The following is a 17702-nucleotide window of genomic DNA, read 5'->3' on the forward strand; positions in this document are numbered from 1 at the left end:
TTAGCGTCCCCCCTGCTTTCACCGGGGGGAGACAACAAAATGCGCGCGCTGCTGGCCTTGATGCTGCTGACGGGGACTGCGCACGCAGGGTGCAATGACACGCTGCTGGCGTTCGGCGAATGGAGCGTCGTGCCACTCGATTACGATCAGGTTCAGATGAGCGTGGCCTTCAAATCGAGCGCCGATAAGCCCATTGCGATGATCAATGCCATGGCCGGTTATATTGACGCTCTCGGCGACCCGGTGGTGTCATTCCGGCTAGACAAGGATGTCGAAATCCCAGCCGGCGGCATGTACACCGAAGTGAAAAACTGGGCCAGAGACCCGTTCGAGCGCATGCTGATACTCAAGCATGCTGAGGTGAAGACCTTCGTTTGCGTTGAAGCCGTGCTTTACAAAGACGGGACGAAGCAGGCTTTTTAGAGCTATCAATCACTGTCCCTGTAATCCAGCAGCGTGGCATGGCGCAACTTCGGCTCGCCTCGCAGAAACCGCACGCGCGCCTTGACGCTGTGCTTGAGCCATTCGACCTCTTGGCCTGTCACGGCCTTCGGGAGGCCCGCCGGTGGCCGGCCCTTGCGCACCCGCTCCATGAGCCGTTCGCGGATCTCCTCGGTTAGGGCGATTGTCGCGGCGCCGGCATACTTACCCTCGCGCGCCATAAGCCCGACCGTCTGCTTACCAGGCTCGCGCTTGAACCCCAGTAGCTCGAACTCGCCAACATCCCAGCATTTGGTCTTGACCCAGGCTTCCGAGGGACCGCTGCGATATGGGCTGTGCCGGCGCTTCGAGACCATGCCCTCCAGCTTCAGCTTCCCGACGCCAGCGTAGAACTCGGCTCCGCCGCCCTCGACGTGCTGGCTGTATTGGATGATGCCCTTGGCCGGCTTTAGCAGGTCCCACAGGATCGCCTTGCGCTCGATCGCGGCCAGCGCGCGCAGATCCTTGCCGTCCAAGTGCATGATGTCGAAGGCGACGAAGGCGAGCAGCTCGGCGTTCCAAGTCATGCGCGAATGCATCTGGTGGAAGTTGGGGCGACCGTCCGGCTCGGGCGCGATCATCTCGCCATCGATGATGAACGCCTTGGCTGGCAGCTTCTCCGCCGCGCCGATGACAGGCCAGTATCGCTTCGACCAGTCATGGCCGTTTTTGGTGAAGGCGCGCACGCCTGCCCAGTCGAGGACAAGCTGGGTGCGAAATCCGTCATACTTGATCTCGTGGAACCAGTCGTCGCTGAGTGGCGGCTCAAGGACCAGTTCGGGCTCAAGCGGTTTGATGAACTTCAGCCGATCTGCGGCGTTACGCACACTCGATACTCCAACTGCCAGACAAGGCCCGCCGGCCGTTTTGGTTGCATTTTAGCTTAATTGAATGTGGAAACAGTTGATGAAGATCGAGGCGGAGGACTGCCGAGCGGCGCTAGCGCTAATCAGGAGCACGATCGAGGACCACTGTCCGCCCGGCGTGCTGCCCAGCGAAGAGATGGTCAACGGGCTCTACAGCCCCGATCTGATGGGCGAGGCCAAGGCGATCTCCGCCGCCATAGTCGCGACGGTTGAAAAGCTGACTCGTCATAGCTGAGAAGATCAGGCATCCTGCTGCCAGTCGAGCGATAGGCGTAGACATGCGAAAAGGTGAGGTCGCTGCAAAGGCGGCGCTGATGATCGGCTCTCTTGCCGCTTATTGGTTCGTCGGATCATGGCTACGCGGCGACTTCGTCGAGACCCCGGAAATCTACAAAGTCGCGAAGTGCCAGCGGGCCGTGATCGACGCCCGCAAGGGCCATCCGGACCCTCAGCTTCTTGAGGAATGCCGCAGCAAGGGCCTGATCCCCACCGGCCGAGATTCCCAGGGGAATTGAATTCTCGCCCAAAAGAGCGCTTTATAAGTGCCGTCTAATGGGCTGGGGCTCGAATTCCATGGGTATTCTCCGCGACTTCCTTCGCAGCGTCGAAGGCTATGTGACCGCTCTTGCGCTGATCGCCATGCCGTTGCTGCTCGGCTTTGCGCTGCTCGTCATCGATGTCGGCAGGGCGAACAACCTTCACACCGACCTTCAGAACGCGACCGATTCCTTAGCGCTCGCCGGCGCCCGCGAACTTGACGGCGGGTCGAATTCGATCACGAGGGCCAACGATGCGCTCGCCGCTCTGGTCAAGAACGAGGCCCGGTTTGGCAACGGTGGCCCGGCGATCATCGACAACACCCAGGTCAGCGCGATCTATCTCGACGCTATTCCGCCCAGCGACGACACACGGATCGACGCAGCCTGGGTAACCGCTCACCAGACGACCGATGGCCTCAAGGCGGTCTACCTGCTCGTGAGATCGACGCCGCGAGCCATGACCACGCTGTTCCCGCTGCCGGTGGGGCTGACACTGCAGACGCTGAACATCCAAGCCGAGGCGGTTGCGGTCTATGACGCGTCGGCCTGTGACGTGACGCCCCTGTTCATCTGCAACCCATTCGAGCCGGTCGGCGGGTCTGGCAACAACCTGACCTTTCAGGAGAACTTCGCCCAGGGTGCGACCTACGGGCGGCAACTGATCCTTTCCTTCTCCGGCAACTCGTCTCCGCAGCCGGGCAATTTCGGCTGGCTTGAGGTGGCGGCGAGCGGCGGTAACGCTCTTCGCGATGCGCTGGCGACAGGCAAGCCCGGCCTCTGCTACGGTATGCGCGGTCTCCAAACCAAGACCGGCGGAACGATCGGCCCTGCAGAACAGGGGATCAACACTCGCTTCGGCGTCTACGCCGGAGCCATGAAAAACAACGATCCCGACACTGCTCCCGCCTACAATGTCCGCAGAGGCGAAAAAGACCCGACGAAGACTTCCAGTTGCTCGGCCTACACCGAGGAGACCGACCGGACAAAGGCGATGGCGCTTCCAGACTGGTCTCTCCCTGGCGGCACCTATTCGGACCAGACCCTTGTCGGCGGTGGTGTTTTGAAGGGCGATAAATGGGATTATTCTGCCTACTGGACGCTCAACCACCCCGGCGCGTCGGCGCCGTCGACATTTCCCAAGCCAACAGACCCGACGGGAAGCAAGACCATACCTTCGCGCTACGATGTCTACTCCTATGAAAACAAGAACGATCTGGTCACAGGAGCCGCCAACAAAGCGCCGAACGGCGAGACCGGCGAAGGAGCGTCGAACCGATGCTACAAGGGAAGCGGAACCATTTCGAAGACGGCATTGGACCGAAGGATGGTGTTCGCGGCGGTGATCAACTGCCATCAGGATTTAGGCAACGGTCATGCAACCATAACCAAGCCAAAAGCCTTCGTTAGCCTTTTCCTCACGAAGCCGATGATCACCAACTCGACCACCAAAACGCTGTCAGCCGAAATTGTCGATGTCAGCGGCTACAATGGCAATGGCACGCTGGATACGTTTTTGCGTGAAGAATCCTATCTGGTTCGTTGACCATGGCTGCGTCCCCCTGGACCTGGCAGTTGCCGCTGGTCACCTTCCTCAGCGCCGGCGCCGCCACCTATGTCGCCAGCACGGGGTTGCCGGCTCTTCCGAACTCACTCAATCCGGCCTGCAACATCAAGGGCAATGTCAGCATCAACACCGGACAGCGCATTTATCACACGCCGGGCGACAAGTTTTATGCGGCGACGATCATCCGTCCTGAATACGGCGAAGCCTGGTTCTGTTCCGAGGATGAGGCGCGGGCAGCCGGATGGACGCGCGCCCGGCGCTGATCCGACCGAGATAAGGACTCATGACCTCGGGAATGCGGAAGTCGGCAGGGTGAACCCCGCGTCCGATCCATAGGTGGCGATATTGCTGATGCGCACCTCATCGATCCAACCGTTCATGTCGAAGGTGGTGAACCCGCCCGGCCTCAAGCTGCCTAAAGCCAGCACAGCGGCGGCGTTGGGAATGCTGACGGTATAGCCGGTTGTTTTGACCTGCATGACGCCATCGACGTAGATGCGCAGGACGTTGGATGCGTCCCGATCGACCGCGATATGATACCAGGTGTTGAGTGTCGGCGACCACGTGTAGAGACCGGAGTCAGTCGTCGAGAACGTACGGAATGAAAGCTTCCCCGCATTAAACCAGAACGCCCAGCCACCGGACCATTGCCCGACAAGCAAGGCGTTGGTCGGCGCAGCTGCGAAGCGGAAGAAGCCCTCGACCGTGAATTGGCCTGTCCCGAAAAACCAATCAGCAGAGTCCGGGAAAGTGATGTAGTCGCCGTTGCCGTCGAGGAGCAGCGAGGAGCCGCCGAACTTCGATTGCGCGGTGTCCAGTTGCGCGTTACCGGCAAAGGTAGCCGAGCCGTGCGCCGCGCCGCTTTCATCGGATGTCGCCGTCGCCGCATCGACGCCTTCGAAGCCGAGCAGCAATTTGCGGGTGGCGAAATTTGGATCTGAGACGGCGGCCTTGGTCAGCGTCGCCGCCGTGCCCGACATGGCGTAGCTGCCTGCCACCGCCGCGACCTTGTAGCCGCGCAGCAGTCCGGCGGCGGTTCCGGTGAGGGCAAACGAGCCTGCCGCAGCCGCCACCTTCTTGCCGTAGACCAGCCCGGCCGCGGTGCCCGTCATGGTGTAGGAGCCCGCCGCGGTCGACACCAACAGGGCGCGCCGCAGCGTGGCGGCGGTGCCGGTCAGCGTGAACGACCCGGCATCGGCGGCGAGAACCTTGTCGGCGCTCGACGGGACCAGGCCGGCCGCGCTGCCGGTCAGCGTGTAGCTGCCTGACGTGCCCGCCAGCAGCAAGGCACGCCGCAGGGTGGCGCTGCTGCCGGTGAGCGTGAATGAGCCTGCGGCGGCGGCCGTCTTCAAGGCACGCCGCAAGGTCGCGGCGGTGCCGGTCAGGGTGTAGGAGCCGGCATCGGCGGCGAGCGTCAGGGGACCGCCGCCGGCGCCCCAGATCTCGACGGCGCCGAGATAGAGCTTCAGCACCGGATCGGCGCCGAGACAGAGCGCGGTCGGTGTCGTGCTGCCCAGCTTCAGGTCCATCGAAACGCCCTATCCCGTCCCAGCTTCAGGCGACTTCCCAGAACGGCCTGGCGTCGCCGCCACCGACGCAGAAGCGCCTGTGCTGCTTCCCGCAGGTGCAATGGAAAATATAGATGTCGGGAATGCCGCCGGCGGGGTCGGGGCTGCCGTCCGGCTTCTTCTTGTCGCGCCAGTTCTCGCTCGAATAGAACGCCTCGATGTCGTGGTTTTCAGGGTGCCGGCAGCACGACGCGATCTTCTGGTTCTGCTCGAGAGCCTCGATGTATTTCGGCGGGAGGAGGTCGAACAGCTTGGCGACAGGGTAGCGGGCGCAGGCAAGGACGTGGGCCATGGTTCACGCTCCGACGATCGTGTCGGCCTGGCGGCCGATCGGCGTGGCTAGCGCGCATAGTTCGTACATGGCCCGGTGGTAGTTCGCCGCGTTGTTCGGGTCGCCCTCGACCTTGATCGTCCGGGCTCCCTTCTGCCCGTCCGGCAGGGCGGCGAAGGTCGGCCATTTCTTCAGCGCGGCCGTGGCGCGCTTCACCATGTCGTCGCGGTCTTTTGCGGATTTCATGTCAAAAACTCCGGTTGATGTTGAGAGCGGCAGGCTGTCAGGCGAACGTGTGAACGGAAGCGCCGAAGTCGAGCGTGAAGGTCTCGCCGGCAGCGACGGTGAAGGTGGCGCCGTAATCGTAGCTCCAGCCCACATTGTCGCCGGCCGAGGTGTCGTCATAGACCGAGACATAGCGGCCGGTCGTGCTGGAGCCGAGATTGCCGCCCGACGCCGTCCAGACGACATCCACCGCCGTGGCGGTCACCGTGCCGCCGGACCGGGTCGAGCTGTAGGTGATATCAGTGCCGCCGGTCGTATAGCCGTTGTTGCCGGCGATCTGGGTCAGGTCAGAGACGGCGTTGTCGGTGGCGACCACAGGCGCGTCGGTGTGGATGACTGCCTTCCAGGTGTCGGTCGAGCCGAAGGCGTCGATCAGCTTGTTCATCAGGTTTTCGATGAAGGTCTCGTATTTCACAAAGGCGGCCATGGTGCGTTTTCCTAGCTGTTGATGACGTAAAGCGTGGTGGCGTCCGGCGTGCCGAGCGCGTCGTAAGCGGCCTGGCTGATCGCGATCACGCGATTGATGCCAAGCGTGATGACGGCCTCGACCGAGACGTTGGTGCCGTCGATGCGCAGCGTCCCTTCGCCGCCGGCCGGGATGACCGGCGCGTCACCCGGCTGGGCGGCGATCGTCACCGTGACGGCCTTGCCCGTCGTGTTGACGAACTTCACCGGCCCGCGCTCCTCGGCCGGAACGGTCAGCGTGAACGGGCCGGAGGGCGCGCCGGTCAGCGCGATCAGCGAGCCGTCCCACAGCTCGGCCGAGGTCATGGTATCCTCGGTGCCGGCCAGGGCGAAGCTCGACGCGCCATGGTTGGCGGTCTCCTCGCGATTTATGCGGTCGTTGACGGCGGCGATGCCGTTGCCGATCTGGCTGGCCGCTACCGGCGTCGCGTTCATGTTCTTCTGCTCGATGGTCATTTGTCCCTCAAAGCGTGATCGTCGCCTGCGCGAGGTGGCCGCGGCCCACGGCAGTGCTCATCTTGGCAAGGCGGAATGTCAGGGTGGCCGGCAGTGCACCGAAGTCGGCGACGATATCGGCATCGGCATAAGTGACGGCCGGCTCCGAGCTCTCCAGCGTGCGCACAACCGCGTCGCCGTCCATGATGTCCCACTCGAAGGCGTCGATCGCCTCGCCGCTGTCCGGGTCGGCGGCAAACATTTCCCAGGGCGACAGCCGCGAGCGCGCGTCGGCGGCCAGGTCGATGTCGGACCCGTCGACAGCCGCCCGCAGGTTGACGCAGGCATAGGGTTTTTCGGCAGCGCCGGTCGAGACATGCGCCTCGGTGACCACCGTTCCGAGCGACACCAGCGCTGTCGCTGCCTTGTAGAGGCGCGTTTCGCCGAGGCCGGCGGCGGCGGTGCTGAAGCGGGAGTATTGTGCAGGGTCGAGCGGCACGAACAGGTCGCCGGGCGCCAGGTTGCCGATGAACACTTCCGAGCCCTGCGCGCCCCAGATAATGGTCGAAAGCTCGGCGACGCCGTCGCTGACGGTCGCGTCCTGGTAGTGGATCAGCACCCAGGCGCCCGGCCGGCCGATGGCGGCCAGATTGGCGCCGTTGTAGAACGCCGCAGCGCTGACCGACTGGATCGAGGCCGGGTCGCCGGTGCCGATGGCGACATGGATGGTGTTGGCAAAGTCGGTCGAGAACGGATCGGTGGGCGTGCCCGAGATAGCGGTGATGACGCCGGCGACGGGTGTCATGTCGGAACGCTCCGAGATGAGCGTGAAGATCGCGCCGTCGTCGGACCGATAGAGCAAGGCGCTGGCGAGAGCCGCCGTACCGTAACCGGTCATCTGCGCGTACTGCACCAGGCCGGTGCCGCCGAGGTCGTGGGCGCGCGTCAGCAGCGGCGTGTCGAGCCAGATCAGCCTGGCGTGCAGCGAGACGGCGGCGATCTGCGGCGGCGTCAGCGAGGCGCCGTCATAGGTCGCCTCCGAATATTGCAGGTACTGGTAGGCCAGGCAGTCCTGCGTGTAATCATCCTTGAAGGTCGCCTCGCGGATCCTCGCGACTGTGCGGAAATTGCGGAAGTCGAAAGCAACGATATCGGCCGGCTCGACATGCGCCATGCCGGGCCGCAATCCGAAGGCATAGGTCTCGTTGCCAAGCACCGAACGGAAGACGGCCAGCGTCGCCGCCCGCAGCGCCTGGCTTGCCGTCATCGACAGCAGCGAGGGGATGGTGCGGCGCTTTTTCGAGCGGGTGACGTCGAAGATGCCACGCGGCCGATCGAAGGGCTGTTCGAGTTTCTGGTAGTCGGCGTCCTGGTCGTAATAGCCGAAGGTGACGCCGGCATATTCGTCTTCGCCGGCATTGATGGTCTTGATGTTGGTCTGGGTGCCGGTCTCGACGAAGTCCTGGTGCGCCAGCTCCTGGTCGACGGCAAACGCGCCGTCGCGTGGCGGCCAGAAGTATTTCCGCTTGCCGTCGCTCTCGACGATCTTGACGTCGAAGGCGGCGGCGATCGATTGCTCGACATCGTCGATCGTGGTGTCGTTTTCGAGCTTGAAACCCTGGCATTCGTTGCCGGGAAAGCCGACGAAAACGAGATCGGAAGCTTCGAAGCGGCCGTCATAGGTTGCGAGCTGGGTGAAGATGTCGACCAGGTCGACCTGGCCGGGCGTGGCGTCGCCCGAGGTGATCAGGCTGATCTGGCCGGCCGTCGACACCCAGTCGCCATATTCGGCGATCCAGCCGTTGATGCCGTCGACGTGGAACACGTAGGACCAGCCGATATAGTCGAAATCGTCGAGATCGGCCAGGACGGAGATCGATCCGTCGGCGAGGTCGATCGCGTAGATGTCGCGATTGTCGGCGTCGAGCGCGAAGGCATGGCCCGGTCGCGCCACATACTGGCATGCCGTGCCTGCGATGTAGAGCTGCAGGTTCAGACCGAGATCGGTGACGGCGTGCGGCCCGGCCGTATACACGGTGGCGGCGTCGCGGATCTTGCGGATCGAGCCGTCCTCACGCAGCACGACGATGCTGTCGTCGGCCTCATCATAGGCGACGCCCTGGGGGTATTTGCCGCCCTCACTCTCGCTGTAGGCAATGGTTTCCGAGAACCCGGTGGCCGAAGCAACGCCCTTGCGTACATCGGGAAGAAAGCCGGTGAGCCCGAAGATGGCGCGGTCCTGCTCGGTCCAGTAGAAGGTGACCTGGCCGTCCTCGACCGGGCCGATCGCCAGCGACACGACACGGGCATTGGCGCCGCCGGCCGGGCTGTCGAACGGGTCGACGATCCACGAGATCGACAGGTTGGTGATGTCGACCACGGCGATGGCGAGCCCCGATCGCTCGGTGCTGTCCTCGAAGCAATCGCAGAACACCAGGTAGCGGGTCGCCGCGCCGCCCTCGATCAGCACGCTGGCGATGATGACACGGCCATTGATCCCCAATGCAGCCGAACGCTTGACGATCTCGCCGGTCATCGCGTTGACCAGCAGCAGTTTGGCCGGCGTCTCCCAGTCCGGCACGCTGCTCATGTCGTCATTCGAGACGACGAAGTAATCGGAGCCCTGCAACGCGACGATATATTCGAAACGCCGCCAACCAGCGCCGGTGCGGTCGAACAGCGGCGAGCGCGAGATCTCGGCGTTGGAGGCGACATCGACGACGACGACCCAGCCGAGCGTCTCGGGCGATGAGGACGGCAGGCGCGGGTGCACGACGACGTAGATCTGCCCCTTGGCGAAGTCGGCGGCCGACGCCTTGCTCTCGGCACGATAAAAGCCTTCGCCAAAGTGCGGATCGTAAGTGGCCCAATCCTCGAAGGTGATGGTCGAGAGTTCGTCCGAGCTCGGCTGCGCCGTCACCACGCCCGATAGCACCGCCCGGATCAACGGCACGTGGTTGCCATAGGGTGTGCAGTCGAAATCCTCGAATACGGCATAGGCCAGGCCCGGCCATGAGGAGACCTTGTCGGCGCCGAGCTTGGCCAGCAGCAAAGGGTCCGGCGTTGTCTGGGTGCCGTCGTGGAAGCGTATCTTCTGGTTCGACTGCCGCAGCGGCGCCGTGTTGGAGACGATCAGTTCCTTGTCGGCGTAGAGCTTGAGCAGGCTGAACGACGGCGCAAACAGGCAATCCTTGAACAGCACGGCGAAGGAGGCCGTGACCTTGCCTTTCTTGGGCGTGAAGTCGCTCCACCAGACGATCTCGCCGTCATAGGCGGAGGTGCCGCTGCCGGCGGGTATCGTCTTGCCGGCAGGCGAGGAATTGTCGCCGGGCGAGTTGTAGTCCTGGGCGCGCGACGAGATCGGCTCCGAGGCCTTGTCGTAGAAGAACCCGCCGCCGGTGGGTCTGCCCCATCCTGTTGAAAACAGCGCCATCAGGCTCGCCCCCAGCCGGTCGAAAAGGGTGGCAATGGCGGATTGCTGACCACGGCGGGTGCGTCCCCGGCGTAGGTGAATTTGGCGTCGTCGGCCGGCAGATGGTCGAAGCCCTGGTAGCGGTTGTTGGCGAATTTGGCGCAGCCGCCTGCGCCGCGCTTCTTGTTGCAGCCGGCATGGATCAGCGCGGCGTCGCCAGCCTCGATCGGCGCCGGCAGCGGCTCCCACAGCTTGACGGTGGCGGTGTCCTGGTCCCAGGCGCGGACGGTGAAGGCGCGCCCGGCGAGCTGGCCGCTGGTGAACTTGACGGCGCCGCGATCGAAGAAGCCGTCGACCGCCGCCGGGCGGGCGCCGTCGATCGAGAAGGAGACGGCGTCGAACCAGTCGACGATCGTGACCGCGTCTGTCCAGGCGCCGAGCACGTCGACGCCGCAGCCCGTTGACCCGAGATCGAAACGGCAGCCGGGCCCGATCGTCTTCAGCACCAGCTCCCGGCCGCTGCGGCTGTCATTGCGAAAGGTGAAGGCGCCCTTGCCATCGTCGATGATGTCGGTCTTGCCGACCGACCATTTGAAGCCGAAGGGCGGCGACACCTCGCCGGCCTCGAAGTCGATGATGCGGGTGACGATGGCGGCGCCCTGGTAAAGGCCGCGCGTCACGTCGTCCGGCGCCACCGGGCCGCCGGCGAGCAGCGGGATCTGAATGTCGATCGAGCTCTCCGAGCTGTCGGTGATCCGGCCGCTGACCCAGACGAAACCGGGATTGCCGCGATAGACATTGCCCTCGAAGGTGTAGTCGACGCCGATCGTGTTGAGGTAGACGACCGGCAGGCCGACCGGCGCGAGCAGCAGCAGGCGGCCGGGCGCGTTCGGCCGCGCGTCGAGCGCCGTCTTCAGCCCAGGAGAAAAGGCCCGGCTCATGTGCGGTCCTCGGTCGCCGAGACGGAGCGGATCGAGGCGCGGCGCGGATGGTCGATCGTAACGGGGTAGCTGTCGGCGTCGAAGAAGACCTTGTGGTAGAACTCGACCGTGGTGCTGATCTCGTCGCCGTCGACCAGCGGCAGTATCGGCGCCAGGAAGGTCAGGAGGCCCGTATCGTTGACCGTGTAGTCGGTGGTGAGCACCAGCGGATCGCCATTCTTCTTCACCGACAACGTGCCGGCCTTGAGGTACTTGCGGTCGAGTGACAGCAGATTGTTGGTGCCCCATGTCTGCTTGACCTGGGCGCCGGTCTCGCCACCGGCGGCGGTCAGGATGACCTCGTCGGTCAGCTGGAAGTTCATGTGGTCCTTGAGCAGGAACGGGAAGGCGCGGCCCCGGCAATCGTCGACCATCTTCATGGCGACGCGGATCTCGTCCTGGGTGGCGTCGACCAGCGAGAAGATGAACTGCCGCTTCGGCAGCGCATGGATCTGCGAGGGAAAGACGATGCCGCCGCCGCCGATCACGACCGATGTGTTCCAGCCGCCGGCGCTGGACTGGAAGCCGTAGGAGACGTGCTCGTCCATAATAAGCAGCGCCATCAGAGCGCCCTCATATGTTCATTCAGGAAGGCGCGGAACTGGTCCATCATCTCGCTCTGCGACTGCGGTGATGGTTCCGGATTGCCGGGCGCGGCGTGATAGTGAAACTCGGCGATGATCGGCCTGCCGGCGGCGGCGCGACCCGTGGCGGCTCCGGCCGGCGCGGCGTCGCGCCGATCCTCGAACTGATCCGGGCGCGCTATGATGACGCGCTCGTTGGGGTTCTTGAAGAACTCGACCTTTTGCGTATCGCCGGGATGGATCATGCCGCCCGTGTCGAAGCCGGTGCTTCCGCCATGCGTGTTCTGCCACATGATCCAATCCCGGTAATTGAAGCCGCCATTGCCGGGATAGAAAACGCCACCAACATAGTCGAATGGATTGGCCTGGCTGCCTCCGCCGGAGCCCCCACCCGAGCCCGACGACGAAGATCCGCCGGAATATGAGCTAGGCGACGATGCGGCCGCCATGCCCGCCGACTGGATGCCGCGCAGCAGCCCGATCGCAGTCTGGCCATCGTCGACCAGCGTCGAGAGATAGCCGACCGATCGAGTGACCTGTTCAACCGTCTGGAAGGTGTTTTCCTCGATCTTGGACAGCACGCCGGCGCCGCCGGCCAGCAGCGGCATGACGCCGTCGACCGCGCCGCCGGCGGCGTGGCCGGGCACGCCGCGCCGGATCGCTTCGAGGTTGGCGACGCCGATCGCCGAGGTGGAGGCCGCGTCGAAGACGTATTCCTGCCCGTGCACGAAGCCGGCGACGCGATCGGTAGGTCCGTGCCCGGTAAAGCCGCCGGTGCCGAAGCCGGGTGGAAGAGAGCCGGCAAGCGTCTGGTTGGCAAATGGATTTGGGTCCATGCCGCCGATCTTGCCGACAGGGTTCGTAGACAAACCGCCGGTAAAAACGCCTCCGGGCCGCTCGACGCTGATCGGGCCGCCCGATGTCTGGTAGACCGTGGTTATCGAGACGGTCTTGTCCTGCAGTTGCCGGGTTGCCTGATCGAGCAGCTTCACCCTGGCCGTCGTCGCGTCGACCTGCATCTCGGCGGCGACGAACGCGTCAATGAATTTGTTGACCACCTCGACGCCGAGCCCGCCCTGGATGAGCGCATTGCGCACCATCTCGATGCCCTCGGCAACCAGCGGCGCGCTGGCGCCGCCCGCGCGCATGGACGCGAACAGTTTCTCGATCGTGCCGGTGGCCGAGCCGATCGCCGCCTCCGCGCCCTTGATGTTGGAAACGTCGCCGAAGAACTGGCCGATCGAGCGGGTGCTGGCCGCGCTCGAAATGGCGGCCTGGATGCTGGTCAGTTCGGCCTTGGCGTTGCGCAGTTCATTGTTGTAGCCGACCAGCGTCTGCAGCTGCTGCTGGTTTGCTGCGGCCGATGCCTGCGCCATGGATTGCAGCGAGCGCACATTCGGGTCGATGCCGGAGAGCGCGGCGAGCGATCCGCCGCCCGCCTTGAGGTCACCGAGGAGCTTCGTGACGGCGGACCCGCTGCTGTTGGCGTCGGAGCCGATACCCTTGAGGCCCTTGGAAATGTCGAAGAGCGTCGCCTGCGCCTGCTTTCCTTCGACGGCGATCGATTTGATCCCGAGCGTGCCCTCGATCTCCGCCGCCGTGTTGACGGCCTCGTTGGCACCCTTCTGCAGTGTCGTGAAGAAGTCGCGAGTATCCTGTGAAAGGGCCGGATCGATGCGTATGTCGCCGAGCGCGGCTTGCAATTCCTTCGCAGAGATCTTGTTGTGGTCGAGGCCGTCTTCAATCCGCCGCAGGGCGGTGTAGGCTTGGTCGCCGAAATTGGAGAAATCGCCTCTGTCCCCGGTCAGCGGGTTGGTCGTCGCCAGCCGGATCTGCGCAGCGATGTCGGCTTGTTGCGCCTGGAGGGTCTTTCGCTCGGCCTCCAGCCGATCCGTCGTATCGGCTCCCACCACCGAGCGCGGCAGCCTGTTGGCCTCATCCTCGTAGGCTTTCGCGGCGGCGGCCGCCGCCGGGTAGGAGGCCGCAATTTCGTCGATCAGTTCCTTGTGTTTCTTCAGCGAAACGTCGGCGGTCTCGATGCCTTCGCGGGTGGCCAGCACATAGGCCGCCACGCCGGCGGCGGCAGCGACCGCTCCCGCCGCGATGCCGGCCGGCGTCACGAGAAAGGCAAGAAATGCCTGGCCTGCCGCCCTCGCAGCGACACCAATCCCTTGCAGTGAGCCGCGAAGACCGCGCGGCCCGCTTTCCAGCGCGTCGTAGATCTGGCCGGCCTGCGAGGCAAAGATCATCATCGGCGACGCGCCAAGCGCGAACATGGTGATGACGTCGTTGCCCTGCCTGGACAGGTTGAGGAGCTGGTTGGACGTCAGGCGCGCCGCTCCGCCGACAGTGCCGAGGACGCCGGCCGTCCGAGCCGATTGACCGGCCAGGAGCGCATAGCGGCTGTTGAGGCCATCAAGCGCACTCTCGTGCTCGGCCGTGGAGATAGCGCCCAGACGGTGGGCCGCATTCAGGTCGTCGAGTTCGGTCTCATATTGCTTCGAGGCGGCAAACAGCGGGTTGTACCGGGCGCGCAGTGCGTCGAGTGACTGGCCGTAGGCTTCGATGTCGGCGGAGCGGAAGGAATTGTTGGCAAACTGCGTTCCGACCACAGGCACGTTGGCGCCGATGCCAAGTCGCTGGTCGATCGCCGTCCGCAGGTTGCGCTCGGCGGCCGCCTGGGCGGCGATCGCTTCGGTTGCGCCGCGCGCCGATGCCACGACCTGGTCGCTGGCCGCCGCCATCGCGGAAGACGTTTCCCGAGCCTCCGCACCCAGCACCCTTACGCCGGCCGTCGTCTCGGCGGTCGCCGCCTTCGCTCCAGCGGCGTCACCAGAAATGACCAAGGCAAGGTTCAAGGTCATCAGTCGGCCTCGGCCATGGCTTGAAGTGCTGCCTGTTCCATCACCTGGATGTCGCTAAAGAGCTGGCGCTCCCGAGCGCGGTCGCGACGGGCGAAAACCGGCCGGGCGGAGGCGTAGTCGATGCCAAGCCGGATCAGCCGGTGGCCTTCGCCGGCGGGCACCGCCACCGTCCGCCATTGGGTGTCGCAGGCGAAGAACGCCATCACCGATTGCCAGTTTATCCGCCACACTTCGACTGCCTCGTCCTCGTCGTCCACCTCGACCGTGACGTTGAGCGCGGCCCATTGCTCGGCGTCGGCCTTGTCGATCTTCACAGGTCGCCGCGGGTCGGTTTGCCCGGCGCGGGCGAACGCCCATTCCCGCGCGACCTCTCTCAGTTTCCCCTTCGCGCCTCGTCCCCCGCCAGGGATTGCGCATAGGCCTTGTAGAGACCGCGGCTGAACCAGGCGTATTGGAGGCTGAGAGCCAACGCAGCCTCGGTGAAAGGAACCGGCTCCTCCTTGCCGACCGGCCCGTCGACCACGTCGCGCCAGTCCTTGCAGACCCGCATCAGCTCCTCGTGCCGGCGCTTTTTCTGTTCCTCGGGCGGGAGGGCGGAGACCTCCTTGAGCATGGCATCGCTTTCGTCGGAAGAGATGGCCTCGAACTGCATGTCGAAGGATTTGGTGACGATCTCGCCGGGCTTGTCTGCATCGGGCATCTCGACGGTCACCGGCCACCAGTAGCGATACGCGTCGATCATCTTGAACTTCATCTGCAGGGCCTCTTCAAAAGGGGTTTCTGGGGGGCGTTGAAAGAGGCGGCGGCCGAAGCCGCCGCCGGTTACTTCACCGTGATCTTGAGCTCGTCGTCGCCGGCGTCAGTGCACAGCATCAGCGGCAGCGAATAGTTGATGATCTTCTGTGTCTGGCCTTCGGTCGGCCTCCCGATCTCGACCGCGGGCGCGTCGAACTTGACGATGTTGCCGGCGATCGTGCCGTGCTGGGCGGCAAGCGCCCCGCGTGTCCTTGCCTGGGCCGCCGCAAACCAGTTGGTTGTCGCCAGCAGGCGCGCCTCGACGACACAGGTGCCGCTTGGGTTGCGGTCGACCAGCTGGATGCTTTCGGCGCCGATGAGGAAGCGTGGCTCGATCTGGTTGCCGAGGTCGATCGCCACGCTCTCCGCCACGGCGGCGGCGCCGAGCAGCGACAGCGTGGTGTTGGCTTTGTTGACCGGCACCGGCACCTGGAAGGCGGTGTAGTCGACGCTCGGCAGGGCCGTGTCGGAGATCGTGCCCAGCAGGCCGGTCAGCGTGAAGGTGAAGTGCGGGATTTGCTTGGGCGTCAGGTTGGCCGATACGTTGCCCTTGGCACCCAGCAGGATGTGGCGGACCCCGTCATGGTTGAAATACAGCGTGCCCGCCTCGAAGGCTCCCGAGATCGGGTCATACTGGACGTCGGTGTCGGGGGTGATGGTTTCGGCCAAGCCGCACATGCGCAGCAGCACGCCATAGCCCGGAACGTCGCCGGCGGCGCCCGCACCGGCGATTTCGACCTGACCGGAGAGCGTCGCATAGGTGCCGGTCAGGATCACGCCCTGCTGGCCGAGATAGGGCAGCAGCAGATCACGCGACACCTGGTCGCCAGCAAGCGGCGTGATCGTCACGTTGTTCATCTGGATGGCGTTGGCCGCGCCGGTCGGTACGGCGTCGGTGCCTTCGACGGTTTCGATCTTCGCCAGGACGGCGAGCTTGCGGTAAAAACGGGCCATCGCTATTTGCCTTTCCCGGCCGGACGTCCGGCGCCAGTGTCATCGGCCGGCTTGGCAGCCGGCGTGCGGATCGGCGCGGCTGGCTTGGCCACGCCCTCCGGAACGGTGAAGTCGCCATCGCGGACAAGCTTGCCCGATGCCTGGTCGATGATGTGCCGGCCCGCCGGGCGCGGCTCGTAGGACTTGGTCATGGTTGCTCCTCGAGGTAGTAGGCGGCGGCGAACAGCTCGCGCTGCCAGACGTTGCCGGATTTGGCCTTCAGCAGGTTTCCGGAAACATGGGTGATCGGGTCGCTGCCCACGCCAGACGGGATAAAGCCCATCAGGGCACCTCGCACCTTGGCTTTGAGCGCCTCGATCTCCTCGGCGGCAGCAGCACCGGTGTTGTCCGAAACATTCCTGGTGACGATGATGACGGCGACATCGGCTTCGACGCGCTGCAGCACCGGTCCGGTCATGCGGGCGTTATCCTCGCTCTGCTCTTCCTCGACCACGACATAGGCGGCGGGTGTCGCTTTGGGCTCTCCGGCCAGCGCAGCGAACTCGGCCGCGCCGCCAACGATGCGGAACACCGGCGGGTCGATGTCGTCGAGAAGGCCCCGCAGCTCGGTCACGATGCTCATGGCCGTGCACCCGACGCCTGGTCGGCCTCGGCGCGGAAGGCGTCCTCGGCGACATGCAGGATCTCGGCACGATCGGCGTCGTTGAGGTAGAGCGCCTGGCGGGCCGGGATAGTGATGGTGTGCGCGCCGATCGTGACCCGCATCGTTTCCTTGCGCTTCGCCGAAGCCCTGACGAAGCGGCGGCCGCGATTGGTCTTGCCCAGGTGGATGTCCTGCTCGCGGGCAGGCATCTGGATGGTGGCGCCGAGGAACTGCGCGGCGGCATAGGCGACGTTGGTGCCGACCGCTGCGGTGTTGTCGGTCGCTTCGCCGGTGATCGAGCTGTACAGCCGGTTCTTGACCCGCAGCATGTGCCCGTAGCCGCGCTGGCTGCGGCCAGTGCGCTTGGCGGCCGTGCGCGGACTGAGGCGCGGCCATTTGCCGTCCGGACCTGTCTCGGTCTCGAAATGGCGCTGGACCATCGGGACCAGGGCAGCAGCGATGGCTTCCATGATCACGCCGGGCGCCGTGGCAACGCGCTCGATGCGATCGAGGGTGGCCAGCACCTGCTGGTCGACGACGCGGAGCTGGATGCCTTCCGTTGCCATCACAACCCCTTCAGCGTTTCGCGCCGGAAGACGCGCGTCGAGGGATTGGCCCGGATGGCGCCGCCGCCGGCCTGCTCGGGCACAGTGCCGCCATCGTCGATCGAGACCAGGCCTTTGGCGACGTCCTTCAGCCAGGAGATCGCCGCGTTGTAGTTGCGGGTGACGATGCTGTCCTTGTCGGCCGCCTCGCCATGCAGGAAGTAGCGAGCGAGATCCGCCGCGATCTTGACCAGCACCGGCGGCACCACCGAGAGCGGCAGTGCATATTGCTTGCCGATATAGCCGTGGATCACGCCGTCCGCGTCGGCCAGCGCCCGGCCGACGACGACATCGTCCACCGTGGTCGGCGGGATGTTCGTGCGATCGGTCAGCTGCACCAGTTCGGTGGAGCTGAAGCGGTCGATCAGGTCCTGCTTGACGGCATAGGTCAC

The 17702-nt window shown here is 64.8% G+C and carries 22 protein-coding genes; 5 read left to right on the forward strand and 17 right to left on the reverse strand.

What is annotated here, in order from left to right:
- The first annotated feature begins 39 nt into the window (after positions 1-39).
- Positions 40-423 carry a hypothetical protein gene (locus tag M653_RS0109435; protein ID WP_051442629.1) on the forward strand — a complete coding sequence of 128 codons (384 nt, stop codon included), beginning with the start codon at positions 40-42 and terminating at the stop codon, positions 421-423.
- A 5-nt stretch (positions 424-428) separates the two neighbouring features.
- Here the strand turns inward: M653_RS0109435 and M653_RS0109440 are convergent, their stop codons facing one another.
- Positions 429-1307, reverse strand: coding sequence for an RNA ligase family protein (locus M653_RS0109440; protein WP_051442630.1), 879 nt, complete (start codon positions 1305-1307; stop codon positions 429-431).
- Positions 1308-1386: 79 nt separating this feature from the next.
- Between M653_RS0109440 and M653_RS0109445 the strand changes: the two genes are divergently transcribed.
- Genes M653_RS0109445 through M653_RS0109460 form a run of 4 tightly spaced genes read left to right on the forward strand, consistent with a single transcriptional unit; the run spans position 1387 to position 3712 of the window.
- Complete coding sequence (locus tag M653_RS0109445; protein WP_032935168.1) at positions 1387-1581, forward strand: hypothetical protein; 195 nt, start codon at positions 1387-1389, stop codon at positions 1579-1581.
- A 43-nt stretch (positions 1582-1624) separates the two neighbouring features.
- Positions 1625-1861: a hypothetical protein gene (locus M653_RS0109450; RefSeq protein ID WP_027143132.1), complete on the forward strand. Its 237-nt coding sequence runs from the start codon at positions 1625-1627 to the stop codon at positions 1859-1861.
- Positions 1862-1919: 58 nt separating this feature from the next.
- Positions 1920-3428: a Tad domain-containing protein gene (locus tag M653_RS0109455; RefSeq protein ID WP_032935169.1), complete on the forward strand. Its 1509-nt coding sequence runs from the start codon at positions 1920-1922 to the stop codon at positions 3426-3428.
- A gap of 2 nt (positions 3429-3430) precedes the next feature.
- Positions 3431-3712, forward strand: a complete 282-nt coding sequence (locus M653_RS0109460) for a hypothetical protein (protein WP_051442633.1) — start codon at positions 3431-3433, stop codon at positions 3710-3712.
- Positions 3713-3730: 18 nt separating this feature from the next.
- Here M653_RS0109460 and M653_RS0109465 read toward each other — a convergent pair whose 3' ends face one another.
- The 16 genes from M653_RS0109465 to M653_RS0109540 all read right to left on the reverse strand — a co-directional run bounded on the left by M653_RS0109465 (position 3731) and on the right by M653_RS0109540 (position 17702).
- Positions 3731-4921, reverse strand: coding sequence for a LamG domain-containing protein (locus tag M653_RS0109465; RefSeq protein WP_198028752.1), 1191 nt, complete (start codon positions 4919-4921; stop codon positions 3731-3733).
- An 82-nt stretch (positions 4922-5003) separates the two neighbouring features.
- Complete coding sequence (locus M653_RS0109470) at positions 5004-5309, reverse strand: hypothetical protein (RefSeq protein WP_027143136.1); 306 nt, start codon at positions 5307-5309, stop codon at positions 5004-5006.
- A gap of 3 nt (positions 5310-5312) precedes the next feature.
- Complete coding sequence (locus M653_RS0109475) at positions 5313-5534, reverse strand: hypothetical protein (protein ID WP_027143137.1); 222 nt, start codon at positions 5532-5534, stop codon at positions 5313-5315.
- 37 nt (positions 5535-5571) lie between these two features.
- Positions 5572-6000 (reverse strand): hypothetical protein, encoded by a 429-nt coding sequence (locus M653_RS1000000134935; RefSeq protein WP_027143138.1) that lies wholly within the window; start codon positions 5998-6000, stop codon positions 5572-5574.
- 11 nt (positions 6001-6011) lie between these two features.
- Complete coding sequence (locus M653_RS01000000132275) at positions 6012-6494, reverse strand: hypothetical protein (RefSeq protein ID WP_032935152.1); 483 nt, start codon at positions 6492-6494, stop codon at positions 6012-6014.
- Positions 6495-6501: 7 nt separating this feature from the next.
- Entirely contained in the window at positions 6502-9906 is a 3405-nt protein-coding gene (locus M653_RS0109490; RefSeq protein ID WP_027143139.1) for a phage tail protein, read from the reverse strand.
- Complete coding sequence (locus M653_RS0109495; RefSeq protein ID WP_027143140.1) at positions 9906-10826, reverse strand: DUF2163 domain-containing protein; 921 nt, start codon at positions 10824-10826, stop codon at positions 9906-9908. The genes M653_RS0109490 and M653_RS0109495 overlap by 1 nt, the downstream gene beginning before the upstream one ends.
- Positions 10823-11428, reverse strand: coding sequence for a DUF2460 domain-containing protein (locus tag M653_RS0109500; protein ID WP_027143141.1), 606 nt, complete (start codon positions 11426-11428; stop codon positions 10823-10825). Before M653_RS0109500 ends, M653_RS0109495 begins: the two co-directional genes overlap by 4 nt.
- Positions 11428-14313, reverse strand: coding sequence for a phage tail length tape measure family protein (locus M653_RS0109505; protein WP_027143142.1), 2886 nt, complete (start codon positions 14311-14313; stop codon positions 11428-11430). The genes M653_RS0109500 and M653_RS0109505 overlap by 1 nt, the downstream gene beginning before the upstream one ends.
- Entirely contained in the window at positions 14313-14627 is a 315-nt protein-coding gene (locus tag M653_RS1000000137235; protein WP_027143143.1) for a DUF1799 domain-containing protein, read from the reverse strand. The genes M653_RS0109505 and M653_RS1000000137235 overlap by 1 nt, the downstream gene beginning before the upstream one ends.
- A 59-nt stretch (positions 14628-14686) precedes the next feature.
- Positions 14687-15067, reverse strand: coding sequence for a hypothetical protein (locus M653_RS1000000137240; RefSeq protein WP_027143144.1), 381 nt, complete (start codon positions 15065-15067; stop codon positions 14687-14689).
- Positions 15068-15135: 68 nt separating this feature from the next.
- The gene (locus tag M653_RS0109520) at positions 15136-16062 is read right to left on the reverse strand and encodes a phage tail tube protein (protein WP_027143145.1); all 927 of its coding nucleotides are present in this window, start codon (positions 16060-16062) and stop codon (positions 15136-15138) included.
- A gap of 2 nt (positions 16063-16064) precedes the next feature.
- Positions 16065-16253 (reverse strand): hypothetical protein, encoded by a 189-nt coding sequence (locus M653_RS0109525; protein WP_027143146.1) that lies wholly within the window; start codon positions 16251-16253, stop codon positions 16065-16067.
- Positions 16250-16684: a hypothetical protein gene (locus M653_RS0109530; RefSeq protein WP_027143147.1), complete on the reverse strand. Its 435-nt coding sequence runs from the start codon at positions 16682-16684 to the stop codon at positions 16250-16252. The genes M653_RS0109525 and M653_RS0109530 overlap by 4 nt, the downstream gene beginning before the upstream one ends.
- Positions 16681-17271, reverse strand: coding sequence for a phage virion morphogenesis protein (locus tag M653_RS01000000132280; RefSeq protein ID WP_051442634.1), 591 nt, complete (start codon positions 17269-17271; stop codon positions 16681-16683). The genes M653_RS0109530 and M653_RS01000000132280 overlap by 4 nt, the downstream gene beginning before the upstream one ends.
- The gene (locus tag M653_RS0109540) at positions 17271-17702 is read right to left on the reverse strand and encodes a DUF1320 domain-containing protein (RefSeq protein WP_027143148.1); all 432 of its coding nucleotides are present in this window, start codon (positions 17700-17702) and stop codon (positions 17271-17273) included. Before M653_RS0109540 ends, M653_RS01000000132280 begins: the two co-directional genes overlap by 1 nt.

Source organism: Mesorhizobium sp. WSM3626 (assembly GCF_000513935.1).
In the GTDB taxonomy this organism is placed as follows: Bacteria; Pseudomonadota; Alphaproteobacteria; order Rhizobiales; family Rhizobiaceae; genus Mesorhizobium; species Mesorhizobium salmacidum.

Excerpts from the sequence above, each read along its gene's own strand:
- M653_RS0109435 (WP_051442629.1), top strand. The coding sequence starts at position 40 with ATGCGCGCGCTGCTGGCCTTGATGCTGCTGACGGGGACTGCGCACGCA.
- M653_RS0109445 (WP_032935168.1), top strand. The coding sequence starts at position 1,387 with ATGAAGATCGAGGCGGAGGACTGCCGAGCGGCGCTAGCGCTAATCAGG.
- M653_RS0109450 (WP_027143132.1), top strand. The coding sequence starts at position 1,625 with ATGCGAAAAGGTGAGGTCGCTGCAAAGGCGGCGCTGATGATCGGCTCT.
- M653_RS0109455 (WP_032935169.1), top strand. The coding sequence starts at position 1,920 with ATGGGTATTCTCCGCGACTTCCTTCGCAGCGTCGAAGGCTATGTGACC.
- M653_RS0109460 (WP_051442633.1), top strand. The coding sequence starts at position 3,431 with ATGGCTGCGTCCCCCTGGACCTGGCAGTTGCCGCTGGTCACCTTCCTC.
- M653_RS0109470 (WP_027143136.1), bottom strand. The coding sequence starts at position 5,309 with ATGGCCCACGTCCTTGCCTGCGCCCGCTACCCTGTCGCCAAGCTGTTC.
- M653_RS0109475 (WP_027143137.1), bottom strand. The coding sequence starts at position 5,534 with ATGAAATCCGCAAAAGACCGCGACGACATGGTGAAGCGCGCCACGGCC.
- M653_RS1000000134935 (WP_027143138.1), bottom strand. The coding sequence starts at position 6,000 with ATGGCCGCCTTTGTGAAATACGAGACCTTCATCGAAAACCTGATGAAC.
- M653_RS01000000132275 (WP_032935152.1), bottom strand. The coding sequence starts at position 6,494 with ATGACCATCGAGCAGAAGAACATGAACGCGACGCCGGTAGCGGCCAGC.
- M653_RS0109490 (WP_027143139.1), bottom strand. The coding sequence starts at position 9,906 with ATGGCGCTGTTTTCAACAGGATGGGGCAGACCCACCGGCGGCGGGTTC.
- M653_RS0109495 (WP_027143140.1), bottom strand. The coding sequence starts at position 10,826 with ATGAGCCGGGCCTTTTCTCCTGGGCTGAAGACGGCGCTCGACGCGCGG.
- M653_RS0109500 (WP_027143141.1), bottom strand. The coding sequence starts at position 11,428 with ATGGCGCTGCTTATTATGGACGAGCACGTCTCCTACGGCTTCCAGTCC.
- M653_RS0109505 (WP_027143142.1), bottom strand. The coding sequence starts at position 14,313 with ATGACCTTGAACCTTGCCTTGGTCATTTCTGGTGACGCCGCTGGAGCG.
- M653_RS1000000137240 (WP_027143144.1), bottom strand. The coding sequence starts at position 15,067 with ATGAAGTTCAAGATGATCGACGCGTATCGCTACTGGTGGCCGGTGACC.
- M653_RS0109520 (WP_027143145.1), bottom strand. The coding sequence starts at position 16,062 with ATGGCCCGTTTTTACCGCAAGCTCGCCGTCCTGGCGAAGATCGAAACC.
- M653_RS0109525 (WP_027143146.1), bottom strand. The coding sequence starts at position 16,253 with ATGACCAAGTCCTACGAGCCGCGCCCGGCGGGCCGGCACATCATCGAC.
- M653_RS0109530 (WP_027143147.1), bottom strand. The coding sequence starts at position 16,684 with ATGAGCATCGTGACCGAGCTGCGGGGCCTTCTCGACGACATCGACCCG.
- M653_RS01000000132280 (WP_051442634.1), bottom strand. The coding sequence starts at position 17,271 with ATGGCAACGGAAGGCATCCAGCTCCGCGTCGTCGACCAGCAGGTGCTG.